The organism is Methylovulum psychrotolerans (assembly GCF_002209385.1).
In the GTDB taxonomy this organism is placed as follows: Bacteria; Pseudomonadota; Gammaproteobacteria; order Methylococcales; family Methylomonadaceae; genus Methylovulum; species Methylovulum psychrotolerans.
This window is the reverse complement of sequence record NZ_CP022129.1, coordinates 58969-83356: the sequence shown is the minus strand read 5'-3', so window position 1 is coordinate 83356 and position 24388 is coordinate 58969. Positions and strand designations below refer to the sequence as shown.

The following is a 24388-nucleotide window of genomic DNA, read 5'->3' as shown; positions in this document are numbered from 1 at the left end:
GTTATGGCTGTTGTCACTGATAAGTAATTTAAATAGTAAGGAGAACAATATGACTTCGCGCCGAGAATTAGCGAACGCCATACGCGCTTTGAGCATGGATGCTGTACAAAAAGCAAACTCTGGTCACCCAGGGGCACCAATGGGCATGGCGGATATCGCCGAAGTTCTCTGGAATGACTTCATGACCCATAATCCGACCAACCCAAAATGGTCGAATCGTGATCGTTTTGTTCTCTCAAATGGTCATGGCTCAATGCTGATCTACTCCCTGTTGCATCTGACAGGTTATGATCTGCCGATTGACGAGCTGAAAAGATTCCGTCAGTTGCATTCTAAAACCCCCGGACACCCAGAATACGGTTACGCGCCTGGCATAGAAACCACCACTGGGCCATTAGGCCAAGGTATTACTAATGCTGTCGGTATGGCGATTGCCGAAAAAGCTCTGGCCGCGCAATTTAACCGTGACGGGCATACTGTCGTTGATCACAACACCTACGTCTTTTTAGGTGACGGCTGTCTGATGGAAGGCATTTCCCATGAAGCCTGTTCGTTAGCCGGTACTTTAGGTTTGGGCAAACTGGTGGCGTTTTGGGATGACAACGGCATTTCTATCGACGGTCATGTTGATGGATGGTTTACGGATAATACCCCACAACGTTTCGAGGCTTATGGCTGGCATGTGATTGCCGATGTTGACGGCCACGATTCTGATGCTCTCTACAAAGCGATTGAGTTGGCAAAAGCTGTTACCGGCAAACCGACCTTAATTTGCTGCAAAACCACTATCGGTTTTGGTTCGCCCAATAAATCCGGTTCCCATGCTTGCCACGGCGCACCGTTAGGTGATGCCGAAATCAATCTGACTAAGGCGGCATTAGGTTGGGATTATGGTGCTTTTGAAGTGCCTGAACACGTTTATGCCGGCTGGGATGCCAAAGAAAAAGGTGCGCACGCCGAACAGGCGTGGAATGAAAAATTCCAAGCGTATCAAGCGGAATATCCTGAGTTGGCGGCGGAATACCAACGCCGTATGGCAGGTGATTTGCCGACAGATTGGGCTGAAGGCGCGGACGCGTTTGTCAGTGCCGTGAACGCTGAAGCCAAAACCACTGCTACCCGTTTATCCTCTTTAGCGTCTATCGAAGGTTACGCGAAATTATTGCCGGAAATTTTTGGCGGTTCTGCTGACTTAGGTTGCTCTAACATGACGGAGTGGACAGGTTATAAGCCTATGCGGGCCGATAAACCCAATGCCAACTATGTCAATTACGGTGTCCGTGAGTTCGGGATGTCCGCGATTATGAACGGCGTGGCCTTACACGGCGGTTTGGTGCCTTTCGGTGCGACCTTCCTGATGTTCTCTGAGTATGCACGTAACGCGGTCAGAATGGCTTCTTTAATGAAAATCCGTTCTATCTTCGTTTACACCCACGACTCTATCGGTTTAGGTGAAGACGGCCCGACCCACCAGCCTGTCGAACAAACGGCGACCCTGCGGTTAATTCCGGGTATGCACGTTTGGCGTACTTGTGACGCAGTCGAAACCGCTGTCGCTTGGCGTGCTGCGATTGAACGTAAAGACGGCCCTTCGGTACTGGTGTTTTCACGCCAAAACTTGCCGCATGTTCCGCGTACTGATGCACAAATTAGTGCCATCACCCGTGGCGGGTATATCTTGGTTGATAGCGAAGGTACACCTGACGCGATTATTATCGCGACCGGTTCAGAAGTTGAGCTGGCTGTGAAGGCGGCGGAACAGTTAAAAGCCTCAGGTAAGAACATCCGTGTCGTTTCCATGCCATCGACCAACATTTTTGATGCCCAAGATGCGGCTTATAAAGAGTCCGTATTGCCTTCTTCTGTAACCCAACGCGTTGCCGTTGAAGCAGGCGTGACCGATGGTTGGTGGAAGTATGTCGGCACCAATGGAAGAATTGTCGGTATTGATCATTTCGGTGAATCAGCACCCGCAGGGCAACTGTTTAAAGAGTTCGGTTTTACTGTTGAAAATGTAGTTCTAAATGTAGAAGCGGTACTTTAAAACTAAAATTAAGCCGTTGCCGCAGCACCGGGCAACAAGCAGCTTGGTGTTGGCAATGGCTTTTAGACTATTTGCATAGCTTACTCATGGAGGGTAAGCCCTAAGTAAGATAAATGGCTATTTATCCTCCTTAGGCCCACCCTCTATTTCTTCCGACTTAAAGGTGAACAACGTGAAAAAAAATAATCTTATAAATGGTTTGTTTGCGACCTTATTGATTGCTAGTCCGCTAGCAGGTGCAGATCAGAAATACCCTGCGGCAGACTTCCAACCACAAGTCGTTTTTCAAGATAACGATTTGATAGCCAAAAGTGGTTCAGCCAGCAAACCTGCGGCAAAAGTTGCAGAGGCTTCTGCCAGCAATGAAGTGGATGCGAAATATCCGGCCGCCAACTTTCAGCCACAAGTTGTCTATAGTGACCCTAACTATAAACCCGGTGCCGTTGCACCTGCTAAGGCCAGTAAATCAGAAAGCGTCAGCGAAAGTGCTGCTGTAGAGACCCCAATTGAAAGCACCAGCGTCGCTGCTGCCGCTAAAGAAGAGTCACAATCCACTTACTTGATCGGCCTGATTGCTTTAGGCTTGGTCGGCGGCTTCCTGTTTAAAGGCCAAACCAAATGCAGCGGTAAAAAAGCGGCGGCTAGCCCTGCTCCTGCTCCCGTCGCTAAAGGCGGTTTGACAGGCGTATCCAGATACTTAAATAAAGTGTCCGGTACTGGCGTTTCCAGATACTTGGAAAAACAAGTTAAAGCCGCGCCTTCTACAGGTGTTGCCAAATATCTTGCCAAACAAGTGACTGTCGCCAAATCAACAGCGGCAGGTGCGGCGACTGGCGTTGAAAAATACATGCGTAACCGGGGATAAGCAATGAACCAAAATTACTTGAGTGGATTTTTTTTCCCCGCTGTGGCTGGCTTATTCTTTTTTATGAAACGGCACGATGATGAAGGGACGCATGTGGAAACTCACATTGCTGCGCCTGTCTATGCTGCCGATGCAAGTGGTCTGACTGGCGTTGCGAGATATTTGGAAAGCCAAAGACGGCTTTTAGAGGCGGATAAAGAAGAAGCGGAGTCACTCGAAGAACAAAGAAATACTCAAGTGATTACGGGCGTGGCTAAATATTTAGAAAAAGCCCAACAAACGCCTGTTAGCGGTGTTACCCGCTACATGCTGAAAAAGTCACTGGCGGAAAAAAACGCCCCAAAGCCAGCCGCTAAACTGCAATTGACCGGTGTTGCCAAATATTTAAGCAACCAAAAAGACGCACCTGTGTTGAGCGGCGTGGCAAAGTATCTGAAAAAACAAGAGAGCCTGCCGCCCGCAACGAAAGTCGCTAAGTATATGGCCAAACAAGCCTTGGCAGCGAAACAGGCAAAACCAGCCGTTATTCATATTGAACTAACTGGCGTGGAAAAGTATCTTAAGCAACAGGAAGATCTGCCGCAATTGAGTAAGGTCGCTAAGTACATGAGAAAGCAGGCGTTGCTGGCTAAATTAGAAAAGCCTGCCGCCGTGGCAAAACCTGAATTGACAGGCGTTGCCAAATACTTACAAAACCAGGACAGTCTGCCTAAAATTAGCCGTGTAACTAAATACATGGCAAGACAAGCATTGGCAAACAAAAATAAAATTGAAATGATTGAAACAGGTGTCGATAAGTATATGAGGAATCGTGCCTAGTTTTTAACTTTCAGATGATTGATGTGTGGAATAGACAAACAGCATCTTAGGTGCTGTTTGTTGTTTGTGGCGTTGTGAATTCTAGCCCGCCCCCCAGTAGCTGGCATAACGCTTTAAAATACAGACGCTTTCCCATCCGGCTATTTAAAAAATTTTTACTATTATAAGAAGGCACTATTTATGGCAAAAAATTTACTTGAGCAACTTAGAGAGTTCACTGTTATTGTCGCAGATACTGGAGACATTCAAGCGATTGAAACAGTTAAACCTCAAGATGCGACAACTAACCCCTCTTTGATCACTGCGGCGGCACAAATGCCACAATATCAAGGCATTGTTGACGATACCCTGACAGGTGCAAGAGCAACTTTAGGTGCGGATGCCACTTCCGCTCAAGTCGTTTCTTTGGCGTTTGACCGTTTGGCTGTGTCTTTTGGTCTGAAAATCTTGGAAATTATTCCTGGCCGGGTTTCTACCGAAGTTGACGCACGTCTGTCTTTCGACACGGATGCAACTATTGCTAAAGGCCGTGAACTGATCGCCCAATACGAAGCGGCGGGCATTGCGCGTGAGCGTATTTTGATTAAAATAGCGTCAACTTGGGAAGGTATCCAAGCCGCCGCCGTTTTAGAAAAAGAAGGTATCCATTGCAACCTGACCTTGTTGTTCGGTCTGCACCAAGCGGTTGCTTGTGCCGAAAACGGTATCACCTTGATCTCACCTTTCGTAGGCCGTATCCTTGACTGGTACAAAAAAGACACAGGCCGTGATTCTTACCCTGCGGCGGAAGATCCAGGCGTATTGTCGGTCACTGAAATCTATAACTACTACAAAAAGTTCGGTTACAAAACTGAAGTTATGGGCGCAAGCTTCCGTAACATCGGCGAAATCACCGAATTGGCCGGTTCTGACTTGTTGACTATTGCCCCTTCTTTGTTGGCTGAATTGCAAGCGACTGAAGGCGAACTGCCACGCAAATTAGACCCAGCGCACGCGGCGACCTTGTCTATCGAAAAAATCAATGTCACTAAAGAGCTGTTTGATACCATGCACGCTGCAAACCGTATGGCGACTGACAAGCTGGCAGAAGGCATCAACGGCTTTACCGTTGCCTTAGAAGCTTTAGAAAAACTGTTGGCTGAGCGCTTGGCAACATTAGAAGAAGTGGCTGCCTAAGTATTCACTGCGTAGGCCGTTTATGCGCTATCGGCGATAAGCGGCCTAGATTTTTTCGGGCTTATTTATCAAAATTTAGGACTCTTACTTCAATGTCACAAAAAATTTCAGATGTCGTCAAGCCAGGTGTAGTTACAGGCGACGATGTACAAAAAGTCTTTGCCATCGCCAAAGAAAATAAATTTGCTTTGCCAGCGGTTAACGTTATCGGTACCGGTTCTATCAACGCGGTATTAGAAGCGGCGGCTAAAGTTAAGTCGGCGGTTATTGTCCAGTTCTCTAACGGCGGCGCACAATTCGTCGCAGGTAAGGGGCTGAAATTAGCCGGTCAACAACAAGCTATTTTGGGCGCGATTTCAGGTGCGCAACATGTGCATAATGTCGCGGAAGCTTATGGCGTGCCGGTTATTTTGCACACTGACCATGCCGCTAAAAATCTGTTGCCTTGGATCGATGGTCTGTTAGATGCAGGTGAAAAACATTTTGCCCAAACCGGTAAGCCACTGTTCAGTTCGCACATGTTGGACTTGTCGGAAGAAAGCTTGGAAGAAAACATCGAAATTTGCGGCCAATACTTAGCGCGCATGGCCAAAATGGGCATGACCTTGGAAATTGAATTGGGCGTGACTGGCGGTGAAGAAGACGGTGTCGATAACAGCGGCATGGATCATTCCATGTTGTACACCCAACCGGAAGATGTGGCTTATGCTTACGAGCATTTGAGCAAAATCAGTGACCGTTTCACTATCGCGGCTTCTTTCGGTAACGTCCACGGCGTTTATTCGCCAGGCAACGTTAAGCTGACTCCGAGCATTTTGGATAACTCACAAAAATATGTGTCCGAAAAATACGGCGTTCCGGCTAATAGCTTGAATTTCGTGTTCCACGGCGGTTCCGGTTCGTCTCCTGAAGAAATCAGCGAATCTATCAGCTATGGCGTTATCAAAATGAACATTGATACCGATACCCAATGGGCGGCATGGGACGGCATCAGACAGTATTACCTGAAAAATGAAGGTTATTTGCAAGGCCAAATCGGCAACCCAGACGGTGCCGACAAACCGAACAAAAAATTCTATGACCCACGGGTTTGGCAACGTGCCAGCGAAGTGAGCATCGTTACCCGTTTGGAACAAGCGTTCCAAGATTTGAACGCGGTTAACAGCTTGTAAGCTTTTTCGTCCTGCCCTTAAAAAAGCCGATGCGTTTGCATCGGCTTTTTTTTGGCTAAAATTTGTCGGAGGCTTTATATGCCCACCATTTCAATAGGTCTTCATTAAACCGTCTAAGGTCAAGCCGCAACTGGGCGCGAACACCCGCATAAAAAACGCCACTTCTTGTTGGTCGGATTCGGCAATCCTTAACGCCAGATGCTCGGCGGCAATTTCAAATTCTAAATTACCCGCTTTCAGTTCGGCTTGGCATTTAAGGTAAGCGGAAATTTTGTCTGCGGCTTTGATGATTTTTATGTGTTCTTCCGGCAGGTGCTCATGACAAATCAGTGGCCTAAAATCCTCGCGGATTTCGCTAGGCAATAGGTGTAACAATTCCATTTCTGCCTGTTTTTCAATCTCCTTATAAGCGTTGCGGATTTCTTCGGAATAATATTTGATGGGGGTGGGTAAATCCCCGGTGATGACTTCGGTGATGTCATGGTACAAGGCCGCCGTGGCAATGGCGTTGGCATCAACTTGGCCATTAAAGTAACGGTTTTTAATCAGCGCTAAGGTATGGGCGATGACCGACACTTCCCAACTGTGTTCCATGACATTTTCTTCATGGGCGTTGCGTTTCAGTCCCCAACGCTTAATCCATCTTAAGCGGGTCAAATAGGCGTAAAAACTGCTGGTCAGGGTATTTTCTTTCATGGTTTACCGGCGGTGGAAAAAACAGTTTCCCATAATAAAGGGATTGTTCAGCGAATTAAAGCCATATCTGCTATCTTGTCGGTTTAGCGTTCTTTTTTTCTAATTGATTAATATACTATGTTGATTCAGTGGTACCCCGGCCATATGCACAAGGCCAGTAAAGAAATTAAAGCCATTCTCCCTGAGATTGATTTGATTATAGAAGTGCTTGATGCACGCATCCCTTTTAGCAGCCAAAACCCCATGATAGGCAAGTTGCGTGGCGATAAGCCCTGCATTAAGGTGCTGAATAAAAGCGACCTTGCCGACCCGGAACTGACTCTACACTGGCAGGATTATCTGGAGCAAGAGCAGGGAGTAAAAACGCTGGCGGTGACTTCCGGCCAGCCGGAGAAAATCCGCCAGATTACCGCCTTGTGCCATAAGATGGTGACTAAGCGGGCAGGTGAGCAAATCCATGCCTTGATTATGGGTATCCCGAATGTCGGCAAATCGACCTTAATTAATATCTTGGCTGCCCGCACGATCGCCAAAACGGGTAACGAGCCCGCCATTACTAAAATGCTCCAACGCATCGATATAGGCAATGGCATTATCCTGTTAGATAGCCCAGGGATGCTGTGGGCAAATCTGGAGAACAAAAACACCGGCTACCGCTTGGCGACGACCGGGGCTATCAAAGATACCGCCATTCAGCACGATGACATTGCCGCCTTCTTGGCGGAATTTTTGTTGCAGCACTATCCAGAAACTGTCAAAGCCCGTTTTCAATTAACGCAATTGCCCGAACATGAAGCCGGGCTATTGGAGGTGATTGGCAAGCAGCGCGGTTGCTTGCGGGCAGGCGGAAAAATCGACGGCGATAAAGTGGCGAAAATTATTTTGTCGGAATTCCGTACGGGTACCTTAGGGAAAATGACCATGGAAACGCCCGCAATGATGGTGCAAGAGCTGGCCGAGTTAGAGATTATCCGCGCCGAGAAGGCGGCTAAGAAGCTGTTGAGGAAGCAAAAGCGTAAGTAGGTTTTTCTCTTGTCCACGAAAAGCACTAAAGACACAAAAAACAAAATAGTTGCATTTCTTGGATTTGGCTACCGGGCTCTATATGTTTATGGCCAGCTTCGGATTCTATGCTTTAAACCCATACTCCTCTGTCACGATGTCCGCTTTTTTTGCCGATTTTGTTGGACTTATGACAACCTTAAGCGATTCCCCGTTATGCTAATGGTTTTGGTAGAATGTCCATTAAGTTCCTTACCAATTGATTTTACTGACTATTAATTAAAATATTACAGGTTGGCCTTATTATTGAATGTGTTTTTGCTTTAACGCGCTGAGGCCAATGGTGGGCGGCTTTTCTGCGCCCTTGTGTGGCTGTTTTATGCTGACTTTAAGGGTTGGCATTACGGTCATCGCCTAAACAGCTGCGTCAATGTACGAAGATTTTTCTTAAGGACTGCCTGATGACAAACATTTCGCCCAATGCCGCAAGTATTGGCCAATTCCACCGCTATATCGCCGAACGCAAGTTGCTGTTGCGAAAACATTACGAACAGTTGCTGGCTTATGATCTTTCTCGGCAACAATGGGACGGCTGTTTTCAGCGTAATGTCTTAGTGGTTTTGACTCAGGCTTATGACGAGGCGTTGGCTTATTTGCAAATTTTGCCGTTTGATAGCAGTGCCGTGCCGATAAACCGGGGCTTATCGGAATTAAGCAAACAGGTGCTAACGGTTTTCGATGGTTTTGTCGATGAGTTTTTGCTGTTTGTCGTCGATAAGCACCGTACTTCCTGCGCATTGTCCAATTTCCCCAGCGAGCATAAGCCCGACAAGGCCTACGTTAATGCCGTCAGGCATGATATTGCCGGGCTGTGGCAAAACTTTGCCTTAGCCGTGAATGCGTATATTTTGGACTCGGTGCCGCCTTCTATTCTAGGAGAAGATAGCCTATGAAATTGTATATGACACCGGGTTCTTGTTCGACGGGTATTCATATCTTGTTGGAAGAATTGGATTTGGTTTTTGAGGCTTATCTGGTCAATCTTATGGCCGGGGACCACACCCAACCAGATTATCTTGCCATTAACCCTAAGGCAACAATCCCGACGCTGGTGCGCAATGACGGCACTGCCCTGACCGAATTCCAAGCCATTGCCTATTGGTTGGCGCGTAGCTACCCTAAAGCCCAGCTCTTGCCTGGCGATGCGGACGGCGATGCCCGCGCCCTTGAGCTGATGGCTTATGTGGTCGGTACGGTACATGGGCAAGGCTTTGCGCGGCTGTTCACTACCGACAAATTCGCTATCAACACCGCCGATAGTGAGGCGGTTAAAGCCCAAGGTTGGGCTATTGCCGAACAGGCGTTTGCGGTCATTAATTGGGCATTACCGCCGCAAGGCTACGCACTGGGCGCATTCAGCATTGCTGATGCAGCTTTGTTTTATGTCGAGTTTTGGGCGGACAAAATAGGTATGCCGTTGCCGGAAAAGTGTTTGGCACATTATCGGCTGATGCTGACGCGTCCGGTGGTCAGGCGGGTGTTGCAGGAAGAAGGCTATCGGGTTGGTTAAGCATTTTTTAGGTTTAGGGGAATACTATGGCTTTGCTTGAAAACTCGGCGACACTGAGCGTGGCGTATGGGCCGATTGATGAGGATCACGCGGCGTTTATCGGCTTGCTTAACGCCTTGGCCAGCGCCGATAATGCCGCTTTTCCGGCGTTGTTCCAGCAGTTATACGAGCATACCGAGCAGCATTTTGCTAGGGAAGACCAATGGATGGCGGAGTTTGCCTATCCTGGGATTGCCGACCATAAAGGTGAGCATCAGCGGGTGTTGGGGGAATTTAAACAGTTTAAGTCGCGGGTGGATAAGGGTTTGATTGTGTTTGGGCGTTCGTTTGTCAAAGAGCGTTTGCCGCAATGGTTAGCGCTGCATATCACGACGATGGATATGGCCTTAGCAACGCATATTAACAACCGCCCAAGCTAATGGATATGGGGCAGAGGGTGCAGTGTCCCGAATTGGCGTTGACGGAAGGCTTTTACGATGCTGACGATAGTAGTCGGCTGTATCAGTTGTTACGCGACGGACACGCTTGGCCGGATAACCGCTATTGTGTTGCGGGGCGGCAATTTGTCCTGCCCCGGTTACAAACCTGGCACGCCGATGCCGGGATACGTTACAGTTATAGCAATAATTTGTTGCAGACCCGGCCTTGGACGGCGTTGTTGTCGGAGATTAAGGCCAAGGTCGAGGCGTATGTAAACTACCCGTTCAATTCGGTTTTGGTCAATTGCTATCGGGATGGCAACGATTATGTCGGCTGGCATGCGGATAATGAGCGGGAGTTAGGCGCACAGCCTGTTATAGCCTCCTTAACGTTAGGCGCGGCGCGGCCTTTGCAATTTCGCCATAAAAAGACCTTGGCACAGGGGCAGATTGTTTTACCTAGCGGCAGCTTGCTGGTGATGCAACCGAATTTCCAACACCATTGGTTACACAGCGTCCCTATGGATGCAAATCTTCGTGAGGGGCGGATTAATTTGACTTTCCGTAGGGTGGTGGTGCCTGATGGCCGTGACAGCCTATCAGGCTAAGCGTTAATGATGTTGCGGCAATTTTTCCAGCAATGCCGGTTTGATTTGTTCCAGCCATGTGATGATCCGGTCTTTGGTCAGTTCCGGTTGGTTATGGTGGTCTAACACCAAACCGACAAATTGCTGGTCGATAACAGCATGGGAATGGGTGAAATGATAGCCTTCTGTCCCCCAGCGTCCGATCACTTCGGCACCATAAGACACCATATAGTGGTATAAATGGATTAATGAGCTGGCAAAGCGGTCATAGTATTTTTGCTGGTTGCCTAAACCAAATAACGCCACCCGTTTTCCCGACAAATCGGCCTCATCCAGGCGGAATAAAAACTCTTCCCAGTTGCCTTCTTCACTGCCTGTGGTTCTGCCCGGCAATTCACCGACCCCGTAACTGGGCACACCTAAAATCAAGGCTTGGTATTGCAATAAGTCCGCGACTCTTGCCTGATTGACATTGACTGGCGCATCGGCAATACCGTCGCCTAACACCCGGTACATGACTTGGGCCATCGCAGCGGTCAGGCCTTTTTCAGTACCATAAAATATGCCGATTTTATCCATAATAAGCTCCTGTTGGTTGATGATTAGGCGCAAGCAATATTTAAACCATCCGCATTAAGGGCTGAAAAAGTTTGGTTGTCACTGTGTTTGGGCTATTGGGCATCTGGCGGCGGTAGTGGCATTGGTGCTATTGCTGACAATGCCGTCTAAAAGACGGCGGCTTTATGACAAAGCCGCCATGCCCTGTCGTTGATGACAGTGCCGTTGTCCGCTTGGCACGGGTTAAAAACAGCTTAGGGCACGTTATTAGGGCTTATCTGCCCAATACCCAGCCGGATTTTCGATTTCTCAGTGGCTTTTAGGCGATGGCATAATAATTGATATGGGTATGGGCATTATCTATTGGGAAGTGAAGTGCTATGACCACCTATGCGATCGGCAGTGTAAAAGGCGATTATCAAGCGTTATTGGCGTTGCTGGAGAAAATACAGTTTAATCCTGATAACGATTGCTTATGGTTTACTGGGAATTTGCTCAATGGCGGGCCGCAGTCGCTAGAGGTGCTTCGGTTTGTGAAAGGCTTGGGGAAAAAAGCCGTGACGGTTTTGGGTGATCAGGAATTGCATGTCCTGACCGTTGCGGCCGGACTGAGGCAACCGGAGGCGGGCGATACTTTGGATGAAATCCTTACAGCACCGGATAGGGAGGTGTTGTTGAAATGGTTGCGTGGCCGTCCACTGATCCATCATGATGCCAAGCTTAATTTTACGCTAGTCCATGCGGGTATCCCGGCTGAATGGACATTTAGCCAAGCCCTGACCTTTGCTTATGAAGCCGAATCGCAACTGGCTTTTGGCAATTACGCGACCTTGTTGGAACATCAAGGGCAAGACCAATCGCGTTGGCATCCTAAGCTGACGGGTTGGAAGCGGCTACGCTTTATTATGAATGCTTATACCCTGATGAAATACAGCAACCGGCAAGGCAAGTTAGATTTTCGCACCCGTGGGGCGGTCGCCACGCACACAGAAGGGTTGGTGCCTTGGTATCGGCTACCCAACCGGATGACCGCCGAGTTGAACATCATTTTTGCGGATGATGCGGATTTTAGGGATACGGATTTTCCGGGCATTTATCCCTTGCCGACCCAAGCGTGGTTGTCGGCGTTGGCTCTGTCAGCGACACCTAAAAAAATCAGCGTTGCTTGTGGTTAGGGGTTCCTTTGCCGCTCCCCGTTTGTTTGGCTGCTGCGGTTTATGCCTTGCTCTGCCGGCGTTTTTCTTGGATGGCATTGGCATTGGCTAATAAGTGCAGGGTTTCCTGCCAATAACTGTTGCATAAGCCAATAAAATGGTGTTTTTCAGGGTTATCAGGAAGCTGTTCTAAGCGGCTCAGGTTTGCCAGGTCAGGGAGAGTGTTTTGGTAAGCCGATAGCGTTTGTTTGTATTGGTAGCGGTCTTGCTGGGGGATAACGATGGGCGGAAAGCCGCATTGGAGTACGGGCAGGTTGGCGAGCAGTCTTGCCATGCGGCCATTGCCATCGAAAAACGGGTGGATGCTGACTAAGCTAAGATGTAAGTCCGCGTAGGCCGCCGCCGCTTGGGTAGCAGTATGGCTAACCGCGCAATAGGCGGTTAAGGCATCTAGCCATTGGGCCATTAAGCTGTCGATATAGTGTGGTGCGGGGTATTCCCGCCATGCTTGCCGATTATCCGCGCCAATATAGCTGGTATAGTTGGTTTGCGTCTTCCAATTGCCGATAGGCTGGTCAATGTCCCTGACCCGTTCGGTCATTACCGTTTCGTGCAGGTGAAACAGGTCTTGACGGTTAAACGGGGCGGGCGGACGGCTTAACAGGCCGTAAATGAGGACTATGGCTTTGGCATGGCCATAGATTTCGTTATGGTCTTTAAGAGGCTTGCCTTGAATGGTGAGGCCTTCTTCAAGGATAAAGCCAGTTTCCCCTAAGGTCAGGCTATTGCCTTCAAGCGACGTGGAGTTATGCGTCCATAAATCGCGGATTTGCGCCAGCAATATGGTTTTGATGTCATGATCGAGATGATCGTAAAAATAAGCCATTATAAGGGGCCAAGCTCAATAGGGGGAGTTGCTCAACGCCCCTCAAAGTAATCCTTACGCAAAAAGAACCGGTATAACAGCGACCCGGCGATAAAGCCGCCCAGATGCGCCCACCAAGCCACATCGACGGTGACGTTATCAAAGATAATCGAGGTGGTGGCGTTGTGCAGTTGCAGCAATATCCACAAGCCCAAGAAAGAAATGGCCGGGACGTGGATGACGATGGGTAAGAAAAATAACGGAATCCAGACAATCACCCGCTCCAGCGGATACAGGAAGAAATAGGCGGCCAATACCCCGGCAATAGCCCCCGACGCGCCGACGACCGGAATGGTCAGATTAGGGTCAAAAAACCATTGTAACGCGCTCGCAAACAGGCCGCAGATCAGGTAAAACAGCAAAAACCGCCACCGCCCCATACGGTCTTCGACGTTATCGGCAAAAATCCATAAGAACCACATGTTCATTAACAAATGCGTCCAACTGGAGTGCAGGAACAAGTTGCTGAGAAACGAAAAGTAGCCGTCAAACGCCATGCCGTTATAGCTGGCCCAGCCGTGCGCATAACGCATCGGTACCATCCCGTATTGGTTAATCAAGCGATAGCTGTCCGCGTCCGGCATAAAGTACATGGCGACAAAAATCACGACGCACACGACGATTAGCGTCCACGTCACTAAAGGTTTGTCATAACACGGGGCGGTATCTCTAATCGGTATCATACGGACGGCTCTTCTAAGCTATAGGTGGTCTAAGCTTACCATTTAAACGCCAATAGGCAACCTGACATTTAAACGGGGCTTAGCGGGTAAAGCGTTTATAATGGCACATTAGCGCACCCGCTCAAGTTTCCTCCTATTCCACACCTATACATGCAAGCAAATACCTCAGAAACGCCCTTATCTTTTGCCCAATTGGCCCTTAGCGACGCTTTACAGTCCGCTGTTGCCAAAATGGGCTTTACCCAACCGACTCCCGTACAGCAACACGCCATTCCGCCCGCCTTGACGGGTAAGGACTTATTGGTCAGCGCCGAAACGGGCAGCGGCAAAACCGCCGCGTTTGTATTGCCGACCTTCCAGCAGTTGCTGGCTAAACCCACGTCGCTGTTCGGTACCCGCGCCCTGATCTTAACGCCCACCCGCGAACTCGCCAGCCAAATCTATCAACACTGCTTACAGCTTGCCGAATTTACGGATTTAAAGGTCGGTTTGATTACGGGGGGCGAAGATTTTAAGCAACAGCAAGGCGTGTTGCGCAGAAATGCCGATGTCATTATCGCTACCCCTGGGCGCTTATTGGAGCAATTGACCAATAAGACTTCTGATTTTAGCCATTTGGAGGTGCTGATTTTAGATGAAGCCGACCGGATGCTAGATATGGGCTTTAGCGACGCGGTGCTGGCGATTGCTAAGCATTGTAACCCTGAGCGGCAAACGCTATTGTTTTCGGCCACCTTGACCCATTATGGGGTCATTAAAATGGCTGACAAAATCCTAAAGCCGCATCAGGTCGTAGCCCTGAATACGCTACACGACGGCCACAGTAACATTGAACAGCAAATCGTTTTGGCCGATGACAACGACCATAAACAACGCCTGTTAGCGTGGTTGTTGTTGAATGACAATTATGAAAAAGCCTTGGTGTTTACCAATACCCGCAATAAGGCGATTGAATTGGAAAACCCGTTGCGCAATTTAGGCCTACGTTTGGGGGTGCTGCATGGCGAAATGGAGCATTACGAGCGCAAGCGGGTGATGAACCTGTTCCGCGAAGGGGTGATTGATATTTTGGTCTCCACCGATCTGGCGGCGAGGGGCTTGGATGTGAAAGGCATTAATCTGGTGGTGAACTTCGATGTGCCCAGAAATGGTATAGACTACATCCACCGCATAGGCCGTACAGGCCGCGCTGACGAGCAAGGTGTTACCATCGCCTTGGTTAAAAGCACTGAATGGAATTTGATGTCCGGCATCCAACGGTTTTTGAAGCAGGCCTTTATCCGCCGCACTATTAAAGAATTGCAAGGCAGTTATACCGGGCCGAAGAAGGTTAAGTCCTCAGGCAAGGCGGTGGGGGCGAAAAAGAAGAAGGAAGAGGAGAAAAAGAAGCCGGCGGAGAAGGTGAAAATTCGCCAGCGGGATAAGAAGAATATTGGTAAGCGGCGGGTACCTAGCGCTAAGCCGGAGACGGGGGCGGAGTGATAGCCGAAAAATGCTGATACGTTGTGACGTTATTTTTACCCGTTGATAAGCCAATCGAAGAATACATATGCACCGCCAGCCATTATTAAGCGAAATTGAAATTTTAATGTCTGAACCACAAAAGTAAGTCGCTGATTTTGTGGTTTCCCCATCTGGGCAGCAACAAAAACAAGTTGCCGGAAAACGGACTGTCGGTGAATATAGGGAGAAAATCGTCGTTTATGATGATTTTGACGAACCATTAGATGATGTTTTTTTCTTTTAATTTGTTGATAAGGTGTAATGATATGCAAGCGCAAGTGACTTTGGAAGAGAAAGAAGTTGTGATCCGTTTTCCTAAAGGGATTATCCCCCAAGAAGCGGTGGCTAATTTTTTAGACTATATTGAATTGACGGCATTAAGTAAAAATAGCCAATTAAACCAAGAACAAGCCGAAGAGTTAGCTAAGGAGATTAATAGTGATGTTTGGCAAATGCTGGCAGATAAAGTTTTATGCGACCGATAATTGTTGACACCAATATTATTTTTTCCGCTTTATTGCATGAAAAGTCACGCTTTTTACAGGTGCTTTTGGAAAGTAGGCATGAATTGTTTATTTGTGAACTGATATTAATGGAATTGTTTAAGCACAAAGAAAAAATTATCCGATTAAGCCAATTGCCGGAACACGAGCTTATCAAGTTGTATTATGTGCTATTAAAGCGGCTCCATATTTACAAAGAGGAGTTGATTGGTGTTGAAAATTGGCAGCAAGCCTATGGTTTATGTAAATCCGTGGATGAAAACGATACTCCGCATGTTGCTTTAACTTTGGAGTTGGCCGGGTTATTGTGGACAGGTGATAATAAATTAAAAACATGTCTGCAACGACAGGGTTTTACCGATTTTTTTGAATATTAAGGCAGCGTAAGCGGGTGCGCATTCCGACAATCCCTATGTTCTGCGGGTATGCCGGAATGGCGATGCCTTGTTAATTTCGTGGCAAAAATAGAAGCGTTAGTCCTGCAAAACCTACCCCCAAGAACGCGTAGCCCACCTCAGGCTTATTTAAGGCTTAACCTTCTTCCCCGCCGCATTAGCCTTAGGCAAGCACCCGCAGATGTTGATAGGTATGCCGTAGGCAGGCAGAATCACGCCGAGTTCGGTCATGGCTTTTTGGTAGACCTTGCGTTTAAAATACACCACATCGTTCAGCGGCTCCCAATAGTCTACCCACCGCCAGCTATCAAACTCCGGTTTGGGGCTGTGGTCGAAGCGCACTTGTGCATCTGTGGTTAACAGACGCAGCATATACCAGATTTGTTTTTGTCCGATGCACAAGGGCAGCGAGTTTTTGCGGATATACCGCTCCGGCAATTGGTAGCGCAACCAGTAACGGGTGCGGCCTAAAAGTTGTACATGGTGTTTTTGTAGTCCGGTTTCTTCCCACAATTCTCGATACATCGCTGCTTCAGGGTCTTCATTGTCATTAATGCCGCCTTGAGGGAACTGCCACGCGTCCACGCCCATCCGTTTTGCCCAAAACACGCGACCCTCGTCATTGCAAAGGATGATCCCGACATTGGGCCGGTATCCTTTTGAGTCTATCATGTTAAAACCTGTTGTTTTTTACCCTGCCTTTAGAATGTGTTGTTATGCTTGGCAAGATGTTTGTAATTACTCCATTGTTCCATAAATCATGCAGGGAAGCTATAGCGCAACGGCCTTTTGATGATACATTTCACTGCTGATTTTTAGCTTTTGGCGGGTTTGTCCAAACTGGCCGGATTATTGCCCCGCCAATAAGGCGGCGGGGCCTTTTTTAATAGGATGATTATGAGTTTAGCGATTTTTGATTTAGACAATACGTTGATAGCGGATGACAGCGATTATTTATGGGGGCAGTTTTTGGTTGATCAGGGTGTGGTTGATAAAAGGGCCTACGAGGCGGCCAATGCGCGGTTTTATGAAGCGTATAAACAAGGCACGTTGGACATTGTCGAGTTTTTGCGGTTTTCGTTAAAGCCTTTGGCGGAGCATGAGCCGGAACAGCTTTACCAATGGCGTGAGCAGTTTGTCCGTGACATCATCACGCCGATCCTGTTAAAGCCTGCCCAGCAGTTAGTCGATAAGCATCGGGCGCAGGGCGACACTTTACTGGTGATCACCGCGACCAACCGCTTTGTTACCGAGCCGATCGTCCGGCTTTACGGTATCGATAATTTATTGGCGACGACACCGGAGCAGGTGGACGGGCGTTATACGGGGCGGTTTGTCGGTACGCCTTGCTTTCAGGCAGGGAAAATCAACCACTTGCAAGCGTGGCTGAAAGAATCCGGCGCAAACTTGCAAGACAGTTGGTTTTATAGCGACTCGCATAATGATTTGCCGCTGTTGCAACTGGTCGATTATGCGGTGGCGGTTGACCCGGATGCGAAGTTGGCGGCTTTTGCGCAAACGGCCAACTGGCCGATTATCAGCTTAAGGACGGGGGAGTGTCCTGAGCAGCAGTTCCGGCACTGGCGCAAGTAGCCGTAAAACGCTATCCTTTACTGTTTTGGGCGGCATCACTTTTTTTGCACATAAAAAATTTGCCTGTGCTCGTGGCGCACGATGTCAATCAGCAGATGGCCGGCTTGGTCGACATAAACGCCAAAATCCAGATGTGCCGCCGGGTCGGTGGCGATGACTTTAACGATTTCGCCACTGGCCATGCTGTTTAACGCCTTTTTTAAACGTAACAACGGCAACGGGCACATTAGCCCGCTGGCATCTACTTCTACATTACATTCAATCATGTTTGCTTTTTAAGGGTTCGCAACTAAGTTTTAGAGCGCTTATAATAGCATCCCCACTTCAATCGACGCATCATCACTCGCAATGGATTATTTCCCTCTTTTCGCTAACCTTCATAACCGCCCTTGTTTGGTCGTCGGTGCGGGGCATATCGCCGCGCGTAAAATTGATTTGCTGCTCCGGGCCGGGGCGCAGGTGACGGTGGTCGCCTTGGCGATTAACGCCGCTATTGCCCAATTGGCTAGCGAGAAAAAGCTGGCGGTGATCGAAAAAGCCTTCAGCCCCGACGATGTACTAGGCTTTATGTTGGTGGTGTCGGCGACAGATAATGCGGACACTAACCAAGCCGTTGCCGCCGCTGCGGATGCCCAGCATATTTTTGTTAATGTCGTCGATAGCCCTGCCTTGTGCAGTTTTATTTTGCCCGCCATTATCGACCGTGCACCGTTGATGGTCGCCGTGTCTTCGGGTGGTGCCGCGCCAGTGTTGGCGCGGTTGCTCCGCGCTAAGATAGAAAGCGTTGTGCCGCCTACTTATGGGCGTTTGGCGCAATTGGCGGAAAAATTTCGCGGTGCGGTAAAGCAACGTATTAGCGTCCCTGAGCAGCGGCGGATTTTTTGGGAAAACATTTTTCAAGGATCGGTGGCTGAAAAAGTCTATGCGGGTAACGGCTTGCAAGCCGAGCAAGAGCTGTTGCAAACCTTGGCGGACTATGAAAATACCGCCACTCAAGGCGAGGTTTACCTGATCGGTGCCGGCCCAGGCGCGGCGGACTTGTTGACGTTCCGTGCTTTGCGCCTGATGCAGCAAGCTGATGTGGTGGTTTATGACCATTTGGTATCGCCGGAAGTGTTGGATTTGGCTCGGCGCGATTGCGAAAAAATCTATGTCGGCAAACAGCGGCAAAATCATAGCCTGCCGCAAGATTCTATTAATAGGCTGCTGGCAGATTTAGCTAAGTCAGGAAAGCGTGTGGTGCGCCTAAAAGGCGGCGATCCGTTTATTTTTGGCCGGGGAGGCGAGGAAATTGAGACCTTAATGCAGGAGGGCATCGCTTTTCAGGTCGTGCCGGGCATTACCGCCGCTTCCGGTTGCGCCTCGTATGCGGGGATTCCGCTGACGCACCGCGACCATGCGCAATCTTGCACGTTTGTCACCGGGCATTTAAAGGACGATTCCATTAATTTGAATTGGACGCAACTGGCCGCGCCTAACCAAACGATAGTGGTGTATATGGGGTCTATGGGCTTGGAGAAAATTTGCCAGTCGCTGATGGCGCACGGCAGTCCGGCAGATTTGCCCATTGCCTTGATACAGCAAGGCACGACCCGTACCCAACGGGTTTACACGGGAACGTTAAGCACCTTGCCCGCCCAAATCGCCCAAGAGAAAATCTCGCCGCCGACTTTGATTATTATCGGCACGGTGGTGAGTTTGCATAAACAGTTGGGATGGTTTCGGGGTGGGGAGTAGGCCTATTAGCTGACAGAGGTGTTCGGTTGTTTGCGTGGAGGCTTGTTTGTTGGTGGTAGAGGGCGTGTTGGGGTTTATGCCGCCACACCCTGCTGTGCGCTTAGTGTGATTTAATCGGCGACTTTGATTTTCTTTTTGCGGTAGTTATGCCCGTAAAAAATCTCGGTCACTTCTTTTTGCAATTTCTTTTGGATTTCTGATTTTTCAGGGCCGCTTAAATTGCTTTCTTTTTCAAACAAATAATTCTCAAGTTCGGTTTCTTTGAGCATCATTTTAGTGTGGAAGATGTTTTCGTGGTAGACGTTAACATCAATCATCTGGTAGCTTTCTTGGGTGTCTTTGGCAATGTAATTCTGGATCGACGTGATATTATGGTCGATGTAGTGTTTTTTGCCGGAGATGTCGCGGGTAAAGCCGCGTACCCGGTAGTCCATGGTCACAACATCGGACTCGAAGCTGTGGATTAGGTAGTTTAGGGCTTTCAATGGCGAGATGCGGCCACAGGTGGACACGTCAATATCGGCACGGAAGGTGCTGATGCCGTTGTCAGGATGGCTTTCGGGATAAGTATGGACGGTGATATGGCTTTTGTCCAAATGCGCCAGTACAGTCTCAGGTAAGGGGCCTGGCGATTGGCTGTTCATGCTCATCGGCGGGGTCACATCGCCTTCGGAAATCAGCATGGTGACGCTGGCGCCTTGCGGATCGTAATCTTGATGCGCTATGTTAAGGATTTGCGCACCGATAATTTCCGCGACATCTTTAAGGATTTGCGTCAGGCGGGTGGCGTTATAGGCCTCGTCAATATATTCGATATAGGCCTGTTGCTGTTCGGCAGGGGCGTAGCAAATATCGTAGATATTGAAGCTGAGCGACTTGGTCAGGTTATTAAAGCCGTGTAGTTGCAATTTGTTCAAAATAGTTAAACCTCTATAATTTCAAAATCATGGGTGATTTCAACTGCTTTGCTTAACATGATTGAGGCAGAGCAGTATTTTTCCGCTGACAGTTTGACTGCCCGTTCCACCGCCGCTGGTTTTAAATCATGGCCTGTGACAATAAAATGCAAATGTATTTTGCTAAATACGCTGGGTACGGCATCGACCCGTTCGGCGGTCACTTCGGTGACACAATGGGTGATGTTGTTGCGGCCTTTCTGTAAAATCTGCACTACATCGAATGACGAGCAACTGCCTACGCCTAATAAGAGCAGTTCCATCGGGCGTACACCCATATTGCGGCCGCCGTGGTCGGGCGGGCCGTCTATAACAACCGCGTGGCCGCTACCCGTTTCGCCCACAAACATGACACCGTCTATCCATTTGATTGTTGCTTGCATGATTATTTTTCTCCCTAGCGAAAAAAGACGCATAGGGTAGCATATAAATGTACATTGATAACGTTCCTAGGTTGATTTTTTTGCTAAAATTCTAGGGTGATAATTTGCATCATAACAAAAAATAGAGGATTTGCGATTAGTATGACACAGGAAAGCCAGCCGCCAATGTATAGACAAGAAGCCTTAGAGGTGTTTTTAAGGCTGTGCCATAAAAAGCACTATCCCGCCAAAGCCATTATCATGCAGCCTGGCGACAGCGGTGATAGGCTGTATTTTATTATTGAAGGTTCGGTCAGTGTCTGCGCCGAAGATATCGACAGTAAGCAGGAACTGATGCTGGCGTATGTCAATAGGAATGAGTTTTTGGGCGAGGTGGGCATTTTTAAGGAAACCGATGTGCGCAAGGTGACGGTCAAAACCCGTTGCCCCAGTTATCTGGCCGAAGTCAGTTATGAGCATTTCCACTACTTGCTGAAAACGGAGTTGCTGGAATATGCGCCAGATTTGTTGTATATGATCGGTGAGCAGTTGGCGGAACGGTTGCTGACCACCAGCCGTAAATTTACCGATTTGGCTTTCATGGATGTCGAGGGGCGCATCGCCCGCGCTTTGCTGGACTTATGCAATGAGCCGGATGCAATGAGCCACCCTGACGGTATCCAGCTACATATTTCCCGTCAAGAGATTGGCCGCTTAGTCGGCTGTTCCAGAGAAATGGCAGGGCGGATTTTGCGGGAACTGGAGGCCAAAAAGTTGTTGACCGCGCACGGCAAGACGATTGTAGTGTTCCATTCCCGTTAAGGTCTCGCCGCCTTGTGGCAGTGTCGGCGGCGGCAAAAAATTGGCGGGCGGTGGCAGGGCGGGTGCGGCTGTTTCGGTGGGCAATTGCCGGAAAGCGCAGTTCGGCCCCCTTAATGGCCTGTGAATCTGTTACAATGCCCTGCATATCAAGCGCTACAGTAACTTACCGCATTCCAAATTATCTTCATAACTTATCAGTAGAACATCAGTGGATTTAAAACATATCAGAAATTTCTCCATTATTGCCCATATCGATCATGGCAAATCGACGCTGGCAGACCGTTTTATTCAGATTTGCGGCGGCCTGACTGAGCGGGAAATGTCGGCACAAGTGCTCGATTCGATGGATATTGAGCGTGAGCGCGGCATTACCATTAAGGCTCAAAGCGTCACGCTGGACTTTAAGGCTAAGGATGGCGAAACCTATCAGCTAAACTTTATCGATACCCCTGGGCATGTCGATTTTTCTTATGAAGTGTCGCGGTCGCTGGCGGCTTGTGAAGGCGCGTTGTTGGTGGTGGATGCGGCTCAAGGTGTGGAGGCACAAAGTGTCGCCAATTGCTATACAGCGATAGAGCAAGGGCTGGAGGTGGTGCCAGTGCTTAATAAAATTGATTTGCCGTCTGCCGAGCCGGAGCGGGTACAGACCGAAATTGAGGAAGTGATTGGCATCCCTGCCGATGAGGCATTGATGATCAGCGCGAAAACGGGGTTTGGTGTCCATGATGTATTGGAGCAGTTGGTACTGAAAGTGCCGCCGCCGACCGGCAATATTGATGGCCCCTTGCAAGCGTTGATTATTGATTCGTGGTTTGACAGTTATTTGGGTGTGGTGTCACTGATTCGGATTATGCACGGCAGCATCCGCAGAAAACAGAAGATTACCATTATGTCCACGGGCAAGTCGTTTCTGGCGGAAAAAGTGGGGGTGTTTACCCCTAAACGCCTGGAAAAGGATGTGCTGAATACGGGAGAGGTCGGATTTCTGGTGGCGGGCATCAAGGATATTTTTGGTGCGCCGGTCGGCGATACCATCACTTGGACGGATAAGCCCGCGACCGAGCAGCTAACCGGTTTCCAGCGGGTGCAGCCACGGGTGTTTGCCGGGCTGTATCCGGTCAGTTCCGACAATTACGAAGAGTTGCGCGAGGCATTGAATAAACTGAACCTCAACGATGCGGCCTTGCAGTTTGAGCCGGAAACGTCGCAAGCCTTAGGTTTTGGCTTCCGTTGCGGCTTTTTGGGCATGTTGCACATGGAGATCGTCCAAGAACGCTTGGAGCGTGAATATGACGTGGATTTGATCACCACCGCGCCGACGGTCATTTACGAAGTCATCACCCAAACCGGTGCTATTCTGATGGTGGATAACCCGGCGAAATTGCCCGATGGCGGTATCGTCAAGGAAATCCGGGAGCCGATTATCCGCGCCAATATTTTGGTGCCGGAAACGTATTTGGGCGGTGTGATCAGTTTGTGTATCGAAAAACGCGGGGTACAAAAAGATATGCAGTTTGCCGGACGGCAAGTGTCTTTGCATTATGAAATGCCTCTGAGCGAGGTGGTACTGGACTTTTTTGACCGTTTAAAATCAGTCAGCCGGGGCTTCGCGTCGTTTGATTATGAGTTCCTGCGCTTTCAGGAAGCCGATCTGATTAAGTTAGATGTACTGATTAATAATGAGAAAGTCGATGCTTTGTCGATTATTGTCCATAGGGATTTAAGCAATAACCGGGGGCGGGATTTGGTGGAAAAAATGAAAGAGCTGATTCCACGGCAAATGTACGAAGTCGCCATCCAAGCGGCGATAGGTTCGAAAGTCATTGCCCGTTCTACGGTCAAAGCGATGCGTAAAAATGTCACGGCAAAGTGTTACGGTGGTGACATCAGCCGGAAGAAAAAATTGTTGGAAAAACAAAAAGCGGGTAAGAAACGGATGAAGCAAGTGGGCAGCATAGAAATCCCTCAAGAGGCTTTTTTGGCGGTGTTGCAACTTAACAAAGAATAATCACTCCCTATTTTTCATTAACTACAGACCCGATTTACTATGATTGATTTTGATTTTTCATTTTTTTTGTTAATTGGCACGGTGATAACGGGCATTGTTTGGGGAGCTTATCTGTTGCGGCTCAAATCCGCAGGCAAGGTGTTCGACGAAGCCGAGGAGCCTATAACGGTCGAATATGCCCGGTCGTTTTTTCCGATTCTGCTGATTGTTTTGCTGTTACGCTCGTTTTTGGCCGAGCCGTTCCGTATCCCTTCCGGTTCGATGATGCCCACTTTATTGGTGGGGGATTTTATCTTGGTCAATAAATTTACTTACGGTATCCGTTTGCCGGTCATCAACAAAAAAATTATTCCGTTGAACGAGCCGCAACGCGGTGATATTGTGGTGTTCCGTTTTCCTAAAGATCCGACGACGGATTATATTAAGCGGGTCATTGGTGTGCCTGGCGATAAGATCGCTTATGAAAATAAACGTCTGACGGTTAATGGTCAGGCAGTCAGCGAGGTGTCGATGGGCCGTTATACAGGGGTCGGCCAAGGCGAAGATATGACTGGGGCTGAGCAGTTGATGGAGAATTTGCTGGGGGTTGAGCACAGTATTTTGGTGCGTAATGATACCGTGTCCAGGGAAGGCGTTTATGAGGTTCCGCAAGGCCAGTATTTTGTCATGGGTGATAACCGCGACAACAGTAATGACGGACGTTATTGGGGCTTTGTGCCGGAAGAAAATTTGGTCGGCAAAGCTTTCTTTATTTGGATGAGCTGGGATTTAGAACGCAGCGGTATTATTGGCTTTGACCGTCTGGGTACGGTTTTACATTAAAATGACAGTTTCATTTA

28 protein-coding genes are annotated in these 24388 nt (G+C 48.7%); 20 read left to right on the top strand and 8 right to left on the bottom strand.

What is annotated here, in order from left to right; genetic code table 11:
- Positions 1–49: 49 nt before the first annotated feature.
- From tkt to fbaA, 5 genes are all read left to right on the top strand, one after another.
- Positions 50–2044, top strand: a complete 1995-nt coding sequence (gene tkt, locus CEK71_RS00425) for a transketolase (protein ID WP_088617533.1) — start codon at positions 50–52, stop codon at positions 2042–2044.
- Between the two features lie 172 nt (positions 2045–2216).
- Complete coding sequence (locus CEK71_RS00420; RefSeq protein ID WP_146054520.1) at positions 2217–2909, top strand: hypothetical protein; 693 nt, start codon at positions 2217–2219, stop codon at positions 2907–2909.
- 3 nt (positions 2910–2912) lie between these two features.
- Positions 2913–3728, top strand: coding sequence for a hypothetical protein (locus tag CEK71_RS00415; RefSeq protein ID WP_088617531.1), 816 nt, complete (start codon positions 2913–2915; stop codon positions 3726–3728).
- A gap of 180 nt (positions 3729–3908) precedes the next feature.
- Positions 3909–4904 (top strand): transaldolase, encoded by a 996-nt coding sequence (locus CEK71_RS00410; RefSeq protein ID WP_088617530.1) that lies wholly within the window; start codon positions 3909–3911, stop codon positions 4902–4904.
- A 92-nt stretch (positions 4905–4996) separates the two neighbouring features.
- Positions 4997–6076, top strand: a complete 1080-nt coding sequence (gene fbaA / locus CEK71_RS00405) for a class II fructose-bisphosphate aldolase (RefSeq protein WP_088617529.1) — start codon at positions 4997–4999, stop codon at positions 6074–6076.
- 90 nt (positions 6077–6166) lie between these two features.
- On the opposite strand, the gene yfbR is transcribed toward fbaA, so the two are convergent.
- Positions 6167–6772, bottom strand: coding sequence for a 5'-deoxynucleotidase (yfbR, locus tag CEK71_RS00400; RefSeq protein WP_088617528.1), 606 nt, complete (start codon positions 6770–6772; stop codon positions 6167–6169).
- Positions 6773–6889: 117 nt separating this feature from the next.
- Here yfbR and ylqF point away from each other — a divergent pair, with 117 nt between their 5' ends.
- The 5 genes from ylqF (at position 6890) to CEK71_RS00375 (ending at position 10371) form a co-directional block, all read left to right on the top strand.
- Positions 6890–7795, top strand: a complete 906-nt coding sequence (gene ylqF, locus CEK71_RS00395; RefSeq protein ID WP_088617527.1) for a ribosome biogenesis GTPase YlqF — start codon at positions 6890–6892, stop codon at positions 7793–7795.
- A gap of 440 nt (positions 7796–8235) precedes the next feature.
- Positions 8236–8727 (top strand): amine oxidase, encoded by a 492-nt coding sequence (locus CEK71_RS00390; protein ID WP_088617526.1) that lies wholly within the window; start codon positions 8236–8238, stop codon positions 8725–8727.
- Complete coding sequence (locus CEK71_RS00385) at positions 8724–9344, top strand: glutathione S-transferase family protein (protein ID WP_088617525.1); 621 nt, start codon at positions 8724–8726, stop codon at positions 9342–9344. The genes CEK71_RS00390 and CEK71_RS00385 overlap by 4 nt, the downstream gene beginning before the upstream one ends.
- A 26-nt stretch (positions 9345–9370) precedes the next feature.
- Positions 9371–9763 carry a bacteriohemerythrin gene (locus tag CEK71_RS00380; RefSeq protein ID WP_088617524.1) on the top strand — a complete coding sequence of 131 codons (393 nt, stop codon included), beginning with the start codon at positions 9371–9373 and terminating at the stop codon, positions 9761–9763.
- A gap of 5 nt (positions 9764–9768) precedes the next feature.
- Positions 9769–10371 carry an alpha-ketoglutarate-dependent dioxygenase AlkB family protein gene (locus tag CEK71_RS00375; protein ID WP_088621443.1) on the top strand — a complete coding sequence of 201 codons (603 nt, stop codon included), beginning with the start codon at positions 9769–9771 and terminating at the stop codon, positions 10369–10371.
- Positions 10372–10374: 3 nt separating this feature from the next.
- Here the strand turns inward: CEK71_RS00375 and CEK71_RS00370 are convergent, their stop codons facing one another.
- The gene (locus tag CEK71_RS00370) at positions 10375–10929 is read right to left on the bottom strand and encodes a flavodoxin (RefSeq protein WP_088617523.1); all 555 of its coding nucleotides are present in this window, start codon (positions 10927–10929) and stop codon (positions 10375–10377) included.
- A gap of 164 nt (positions 10930–11093) precedes the next feature.
- Between CEK71_RS00370 and CEK71_RS22335 the strand changes: the two genes are divergently transcribed.
- Together CEK71_RS22335 and CEK71_RS00365 are read left to right on the top strand one after the other, a co-directional pair.
- On the top strand, positions 11094–11231 hold the full coding sequence (locus CEK71_RS22335; protein WP_157678887.1) for a hypothetical protein: 138 nt from the start codon (positions 11094–11096) through the stop codon (positions 11229–11231).
- Positions 11232–11288: 57 nt separating this feature from the next.
- Complete coding sequence (locus CEK71_RS00365; protein ID WP_088617522.1) at positions 11289–12083, top strand: symmetrical bis(5'-nucleosyl)-tetraphosphatase; 795 nt, start codon at positions 11289–11291, stop codon at positions 12081–12083.
- Between the two features lie 40 nt (positions 12084–12123).
- Here CEK71_RS00365 and CEK71_RS00360 read toward each other — a convergent pair whose 3' ends face one another.
- Together CEK71_RS00360 and CEK71_RS00355 are read right to left on the bottom strand one after the other, a co-directional pair.
- A complete protein-coding gene (locus CEK71_RS00360; protein WP_088617521.1) occupies positions 12124–12948 on the bottom strand; it encodes a Fic family protein in 825 nt (274 codons plus the stop codon).
- Between the two features lie 32 nt (positions 12949–12980).
- Complete coding sequence (locus CEK71_RS00355) at positions 12981–13670, bottom strand: rhomboid family intramembrane serine protease (protein ID WP_088617520.1); 690 nt, start codon at positions 13668–13670, stop codon at positions 12981–12983.
- Between the two features lie 150 nt (positions 13671–13820).
- On the opposite strand from CEK71_RS00355, the gene CEK71_RS00350 reads away from it, so the two are divergent.
- From CEK71_RS00350 to CEK71_RS00340, 3 genes are all read left to right on the top strand, one after another.
- Entirely contained in the window at positions 13821–15152 is a 1332-nt protein-coding gene (locus CEK71_RS00350; protein ID WP_088617519.1) for a DEAD/DEAH box helicase, read from the top strand.
- Between the two features lie 287 nt (positions 15153–15439).
- Positions 15440–15658: a hypothetical protein gene (locus CEK71_RS00345; RefSeq protein WP_157678885.1), complete on the top strand. Its 219-nt coding sequence runs from the start codon at positions 15440–15442 to the stop codon at positions 15656–15658.
- Complete coding sequence (locus CEK71_RS00340; protein WP_088617517.1) at positions 15646–16053, top strand: PIN domain-containing protein; 408 nt, start codon at positions 15646–15648, stop codon at positions 16051–16053. The genes CEK71_RS00345 and CEK71_RS00340 overlap by 13 nt, the downstream gene beginning before the upstream one ends.
- 147 nt (positions 16054–16200) lie before the next feature.
- Here the strand turns inward: CEK71_RS00340 and CEK71_RS00335 are convergent, their stop codons facing one another.
- On the bottom strand, positions 16201–16743 hold the full coding sequence (locus tag CEK71_RS00335) for an RNA pyrophosphohydrolase (RefSeq protein ID WP_088617516.1): 543 nt from the start codon (positions 16741–16743) through the stop codon (positions 16201–16203).
- 225 nt (positions 16744–16968) lie between these two features.
- Between CEK71_RS00335 and CEK71_RS00330 the strand changes: the two genes are divergently transcribed.
- Positions 16969–17664 carry a histidinol-phosphatase gene (locus CEK71_RS00330; RefSeq protein ID WP_088617515.1) on the top strand — a complete coding sequence of 232 codons (696 nt, stop codon included), beginning with the start codon at positions 16969–16971 and terminating at the stop codon, positions 17662–17664.
- Between the two features lie 35 nt (positions 17665–17699).
- On the opposite strand, the gene CEK71_RS00325 is transcribed toward CEK71_RS00330, so the two are convergent.
- Complete coding sequence (locus tag CEK71_RS00325; RefSeq protein WP_088617514.1) at positions 17700–17930, bottom strand: sulfurtransferase TusA family protein; 231 nt, start codon at positions 17928–17930, stop codon at positions 17700–17702.
- Between the two features lie 82 nt (positions 17931–18012).
- On the opposite strand from CEK71_RS00325, the gene cysG reads away from it, so the two are divergent.
- Positions 18013–19401: a siroheme synthase CysG gene (gene cysG / locus CEK71_RS00320; RefSeq protein WP_088617513.1), complete on the top strand. Its 1389-nt coding sequence runs from the start codon at positions 18013–18015 to the stop codon at positions 19399–19401.
- Between the two features lie 110 nt (positions 19402–19511).
- Here cysG and speD read toward each other — a convergent pair whose 3' ends face one another.
- Both speD and CEK71_RS00310 read right to left on the bottom strand, forming a co-directional pair.
- The gene (gene speD, locus CEK71_RS00315; protein ID WP_088617512.1) at positions 19512–20318 is read right to left on the bottom strand and encodes an adenosylmethionine decarboxylase; all 807 of its coding nucleotides are present in this window, start codon (positions 20316–20318) and stop codon (positions 19512–19514) included.
- Between the two features lie 5 nt (positions 20319–20323).
- Positions 20324–20740: an OsmC family protein gene (locus CEK71_RS00310; RefSeq protein ID WP_088617511.1), complete on the bottom strand. Its 417-nt coding sequence runs from the start codon at positions 20738–20740 to the stop codon at positions 20324–20326.
- A 165-nt stretch (positions 20741–20905) separates the two neighbouring features.
- Here CEK71_RS00310 and crp point away from each other — a divergent pair, with 165 nt between their 5' ends.
- The 3 genes from crp to lepB all read left to right on the top strand — a co-directional run bounded on the left by crp (position 20906) and on the right by lepB (position 24371).
- Positions 20906–21541, top strand: a complete 636-nt coding sequence (gene crp / locus CEK71_RS00305; protein ID WP_232463724.1) for a cAMP-activated global transcriptional regulator CRP — start codon at positions 20906–20908, stop codon at positions 21539–21541.
- A gap of 208 nt (positions 21542–21749) precedes the next feature.
- Positions 21750–23549, top strand: a complete 1800-nt coding sequence (gene lepA, locus CEK71_RS00300; protein WP_088617509.1) for a translation elongation factor 4 — start codon at positions 21750–21752, stop codon at positions 23547–23549.
- Positions 23550–23591: 42 nt separating this feature from the next.
- A complete protein-coding gene (lepB, locus tag CEK71_RS00295) occupies positions 23592–24371 on the top strand; it encodes a signal peptidase I (RefSeq protein WP_088621442.1) in 780 nt (259 codons plus the stop codon).
- Positions 24372–24388: the final 17 nt, after the last annotated feature.

Bases quoted from the DNA above. Each gene is read 5' to 3' on its own strand.
- CEK71_RS00340 (WP_088617517.1), top strand. From the start codon at position 15,646: ATGCGACCGATAATTGTTGACACCAATATTATTTTTTCCGCTTTATTG.
- CEK71_RS00330 (WP_088617515.1), top strand. From the start codon at position 16,969: ATGAGTTTAGCGATTTTTGATTTAGACAATACGTTGATAGCGGATGAC.
- CEK71_RS00375 (WP_088621443.1), top strand. From the start codon at position 9,769: ATGGGGCAGAGGGTGCAGTGTCCCGAATTGGCGTTGACGGAAGGCTTT.
- CEK71_RS00325 (WP_088617514.1), bottom strand. From the start codon at position 17,930: ATGATTGAATGTAATGTAGAAGTAGATGCCAGCGGGCTAATGTGCCCG.
- CEK71_RS00360 (WP_088617521.1), bottom strand. From the start codon at position 12,948: ATGGCTTATTTTTACGATCATCTCGATCATGACATCAAAACCATATTG.
- CEK71_RS00310 (WP_088617511.1), bottom strand. From the start codon at position 20,740: ATGCAAGCAACAATCAAATGGATAGACGGTGTCATGTTTGTGGGCGAA.
- ylqF (WP_088617527.1), top strand. From the start codon at position 6,890: ATGTTGATTCAGTGGTACCCCGGCCATATGCACAAGGCCAGTAAAGAA.
- CEK71_RS00345 (WP_157678885.1), top strand. From the start codon at position 15,440: ATGCAAGCGCAAGTGACTTTGGAAGAGAAAGAAGTTGTGATCCGTTTT.
- CEK71_RS00365 (WP_088617522.1), top strand. From the start codon at position 11,289: ATGACCACCTATGCGATCGGCAGTGTAAAAGGCGATTATCAAGCGTTA.
- CEK71_RS00370 (WP_088617523.1), bottom strand. From the start codon at position 10,929: ATGGATAAAATCGGCATATTTTATGGTACTGAAAAAGGCCTGACCGCT.
- CEK71_RS00390 (WP_088617526.1), top strand. From the start codon at position 8,236: ATGACAAACATTTCGCCCAATGCCGCAAGTATTGGCCAATTCCACCGC.
- crp (WP_232463724.1), top strand. From the start codon at position 20,906: ATGTATAGACAAGAAGCCTTAGAGGTGTTTTTAAGGCTGTGCCATAAA.
- CEK71_RS22335 (WP_157678887.1), top strand. From the start codon at position 11,094: ATGACAAAGCCGCCATGCCCTGTCGTTGATGACAGTGCCGTTGTCCGC.
- CEK71_RS00380 (WP_088617524.1), top strand. From the start codon at position 9,371: ATGGCTTTGCTTGAAAACTCGGCGACACTGAGCGTGGCGTATGGGCCG.
- CEK71_RS00335 (WP_088617516.1), bottom strand. From the start codon at position 16,743: ATGATAGACTCAAAAGGATACCGGCCCAATGTCGGGATCATCCTTTGC.
- cysG (WP_088617513.1), top strand. From the start codon at position 18,013: ATGGATTATTTCCCTCTTTTCGCTAACCTTCATAACCGCCCTTGTTTG.
- fbaA (WP_088617529.1), top strand. From the start codon at position 4,997: ATGTCACAAAAAATTTCAGATGTCGTCAAGCCAGGTGTAGTTACAGGC.
- CEK71_RS00410 (WP_088617530.1), top strand. From the start codon at position 3,909: ATGGCAAAAAATTTACTTGAGCAACTTAGAGAGTTCACTGTTATTGTC.
- CEK71_RS00385 (WP_088617525.1), top strand. From the start codon at position 8,724: ATGAAATTGTATATGACACCGGGTTCTTGTTCGACGGGTATTCATATC.
- CEK71_RS00355 (WP_088617520.1), bottom strand. From the start codon at position 13,670: ATGATACCGATTAGAGATACCGCCCCGTGTTATGACAAACCTTTAGTG.
- yfbR (WP_088617528.1), bottom strand. From the start codon at position 6,772: ATGAAAGAAAATACCCTGACCAGCAGTTTTTACGCCTATTTGACCCGC.
- tkt (WP_088617533.1), top strand. From the start codon at position 50: ATGACTTCGCGCCGAGAATTAGCGAACGCCATACGCGCTTTGAGCATG.
- CEK71_RS00415 (WP_088617531.1), top strand. From the start codon at position 2,913: ATGAACCAAAATTACTTGAGTGGATTTTTTTTCCCCGCTGTGGCTGGC.
- CEK71_RS00350 (WP_088617519.1), top strand. From the start codon at position 13,821: ATGCAAGCAAATACCTCAGAAACGCCCTTATCTTTTGCCCAATTGGCC.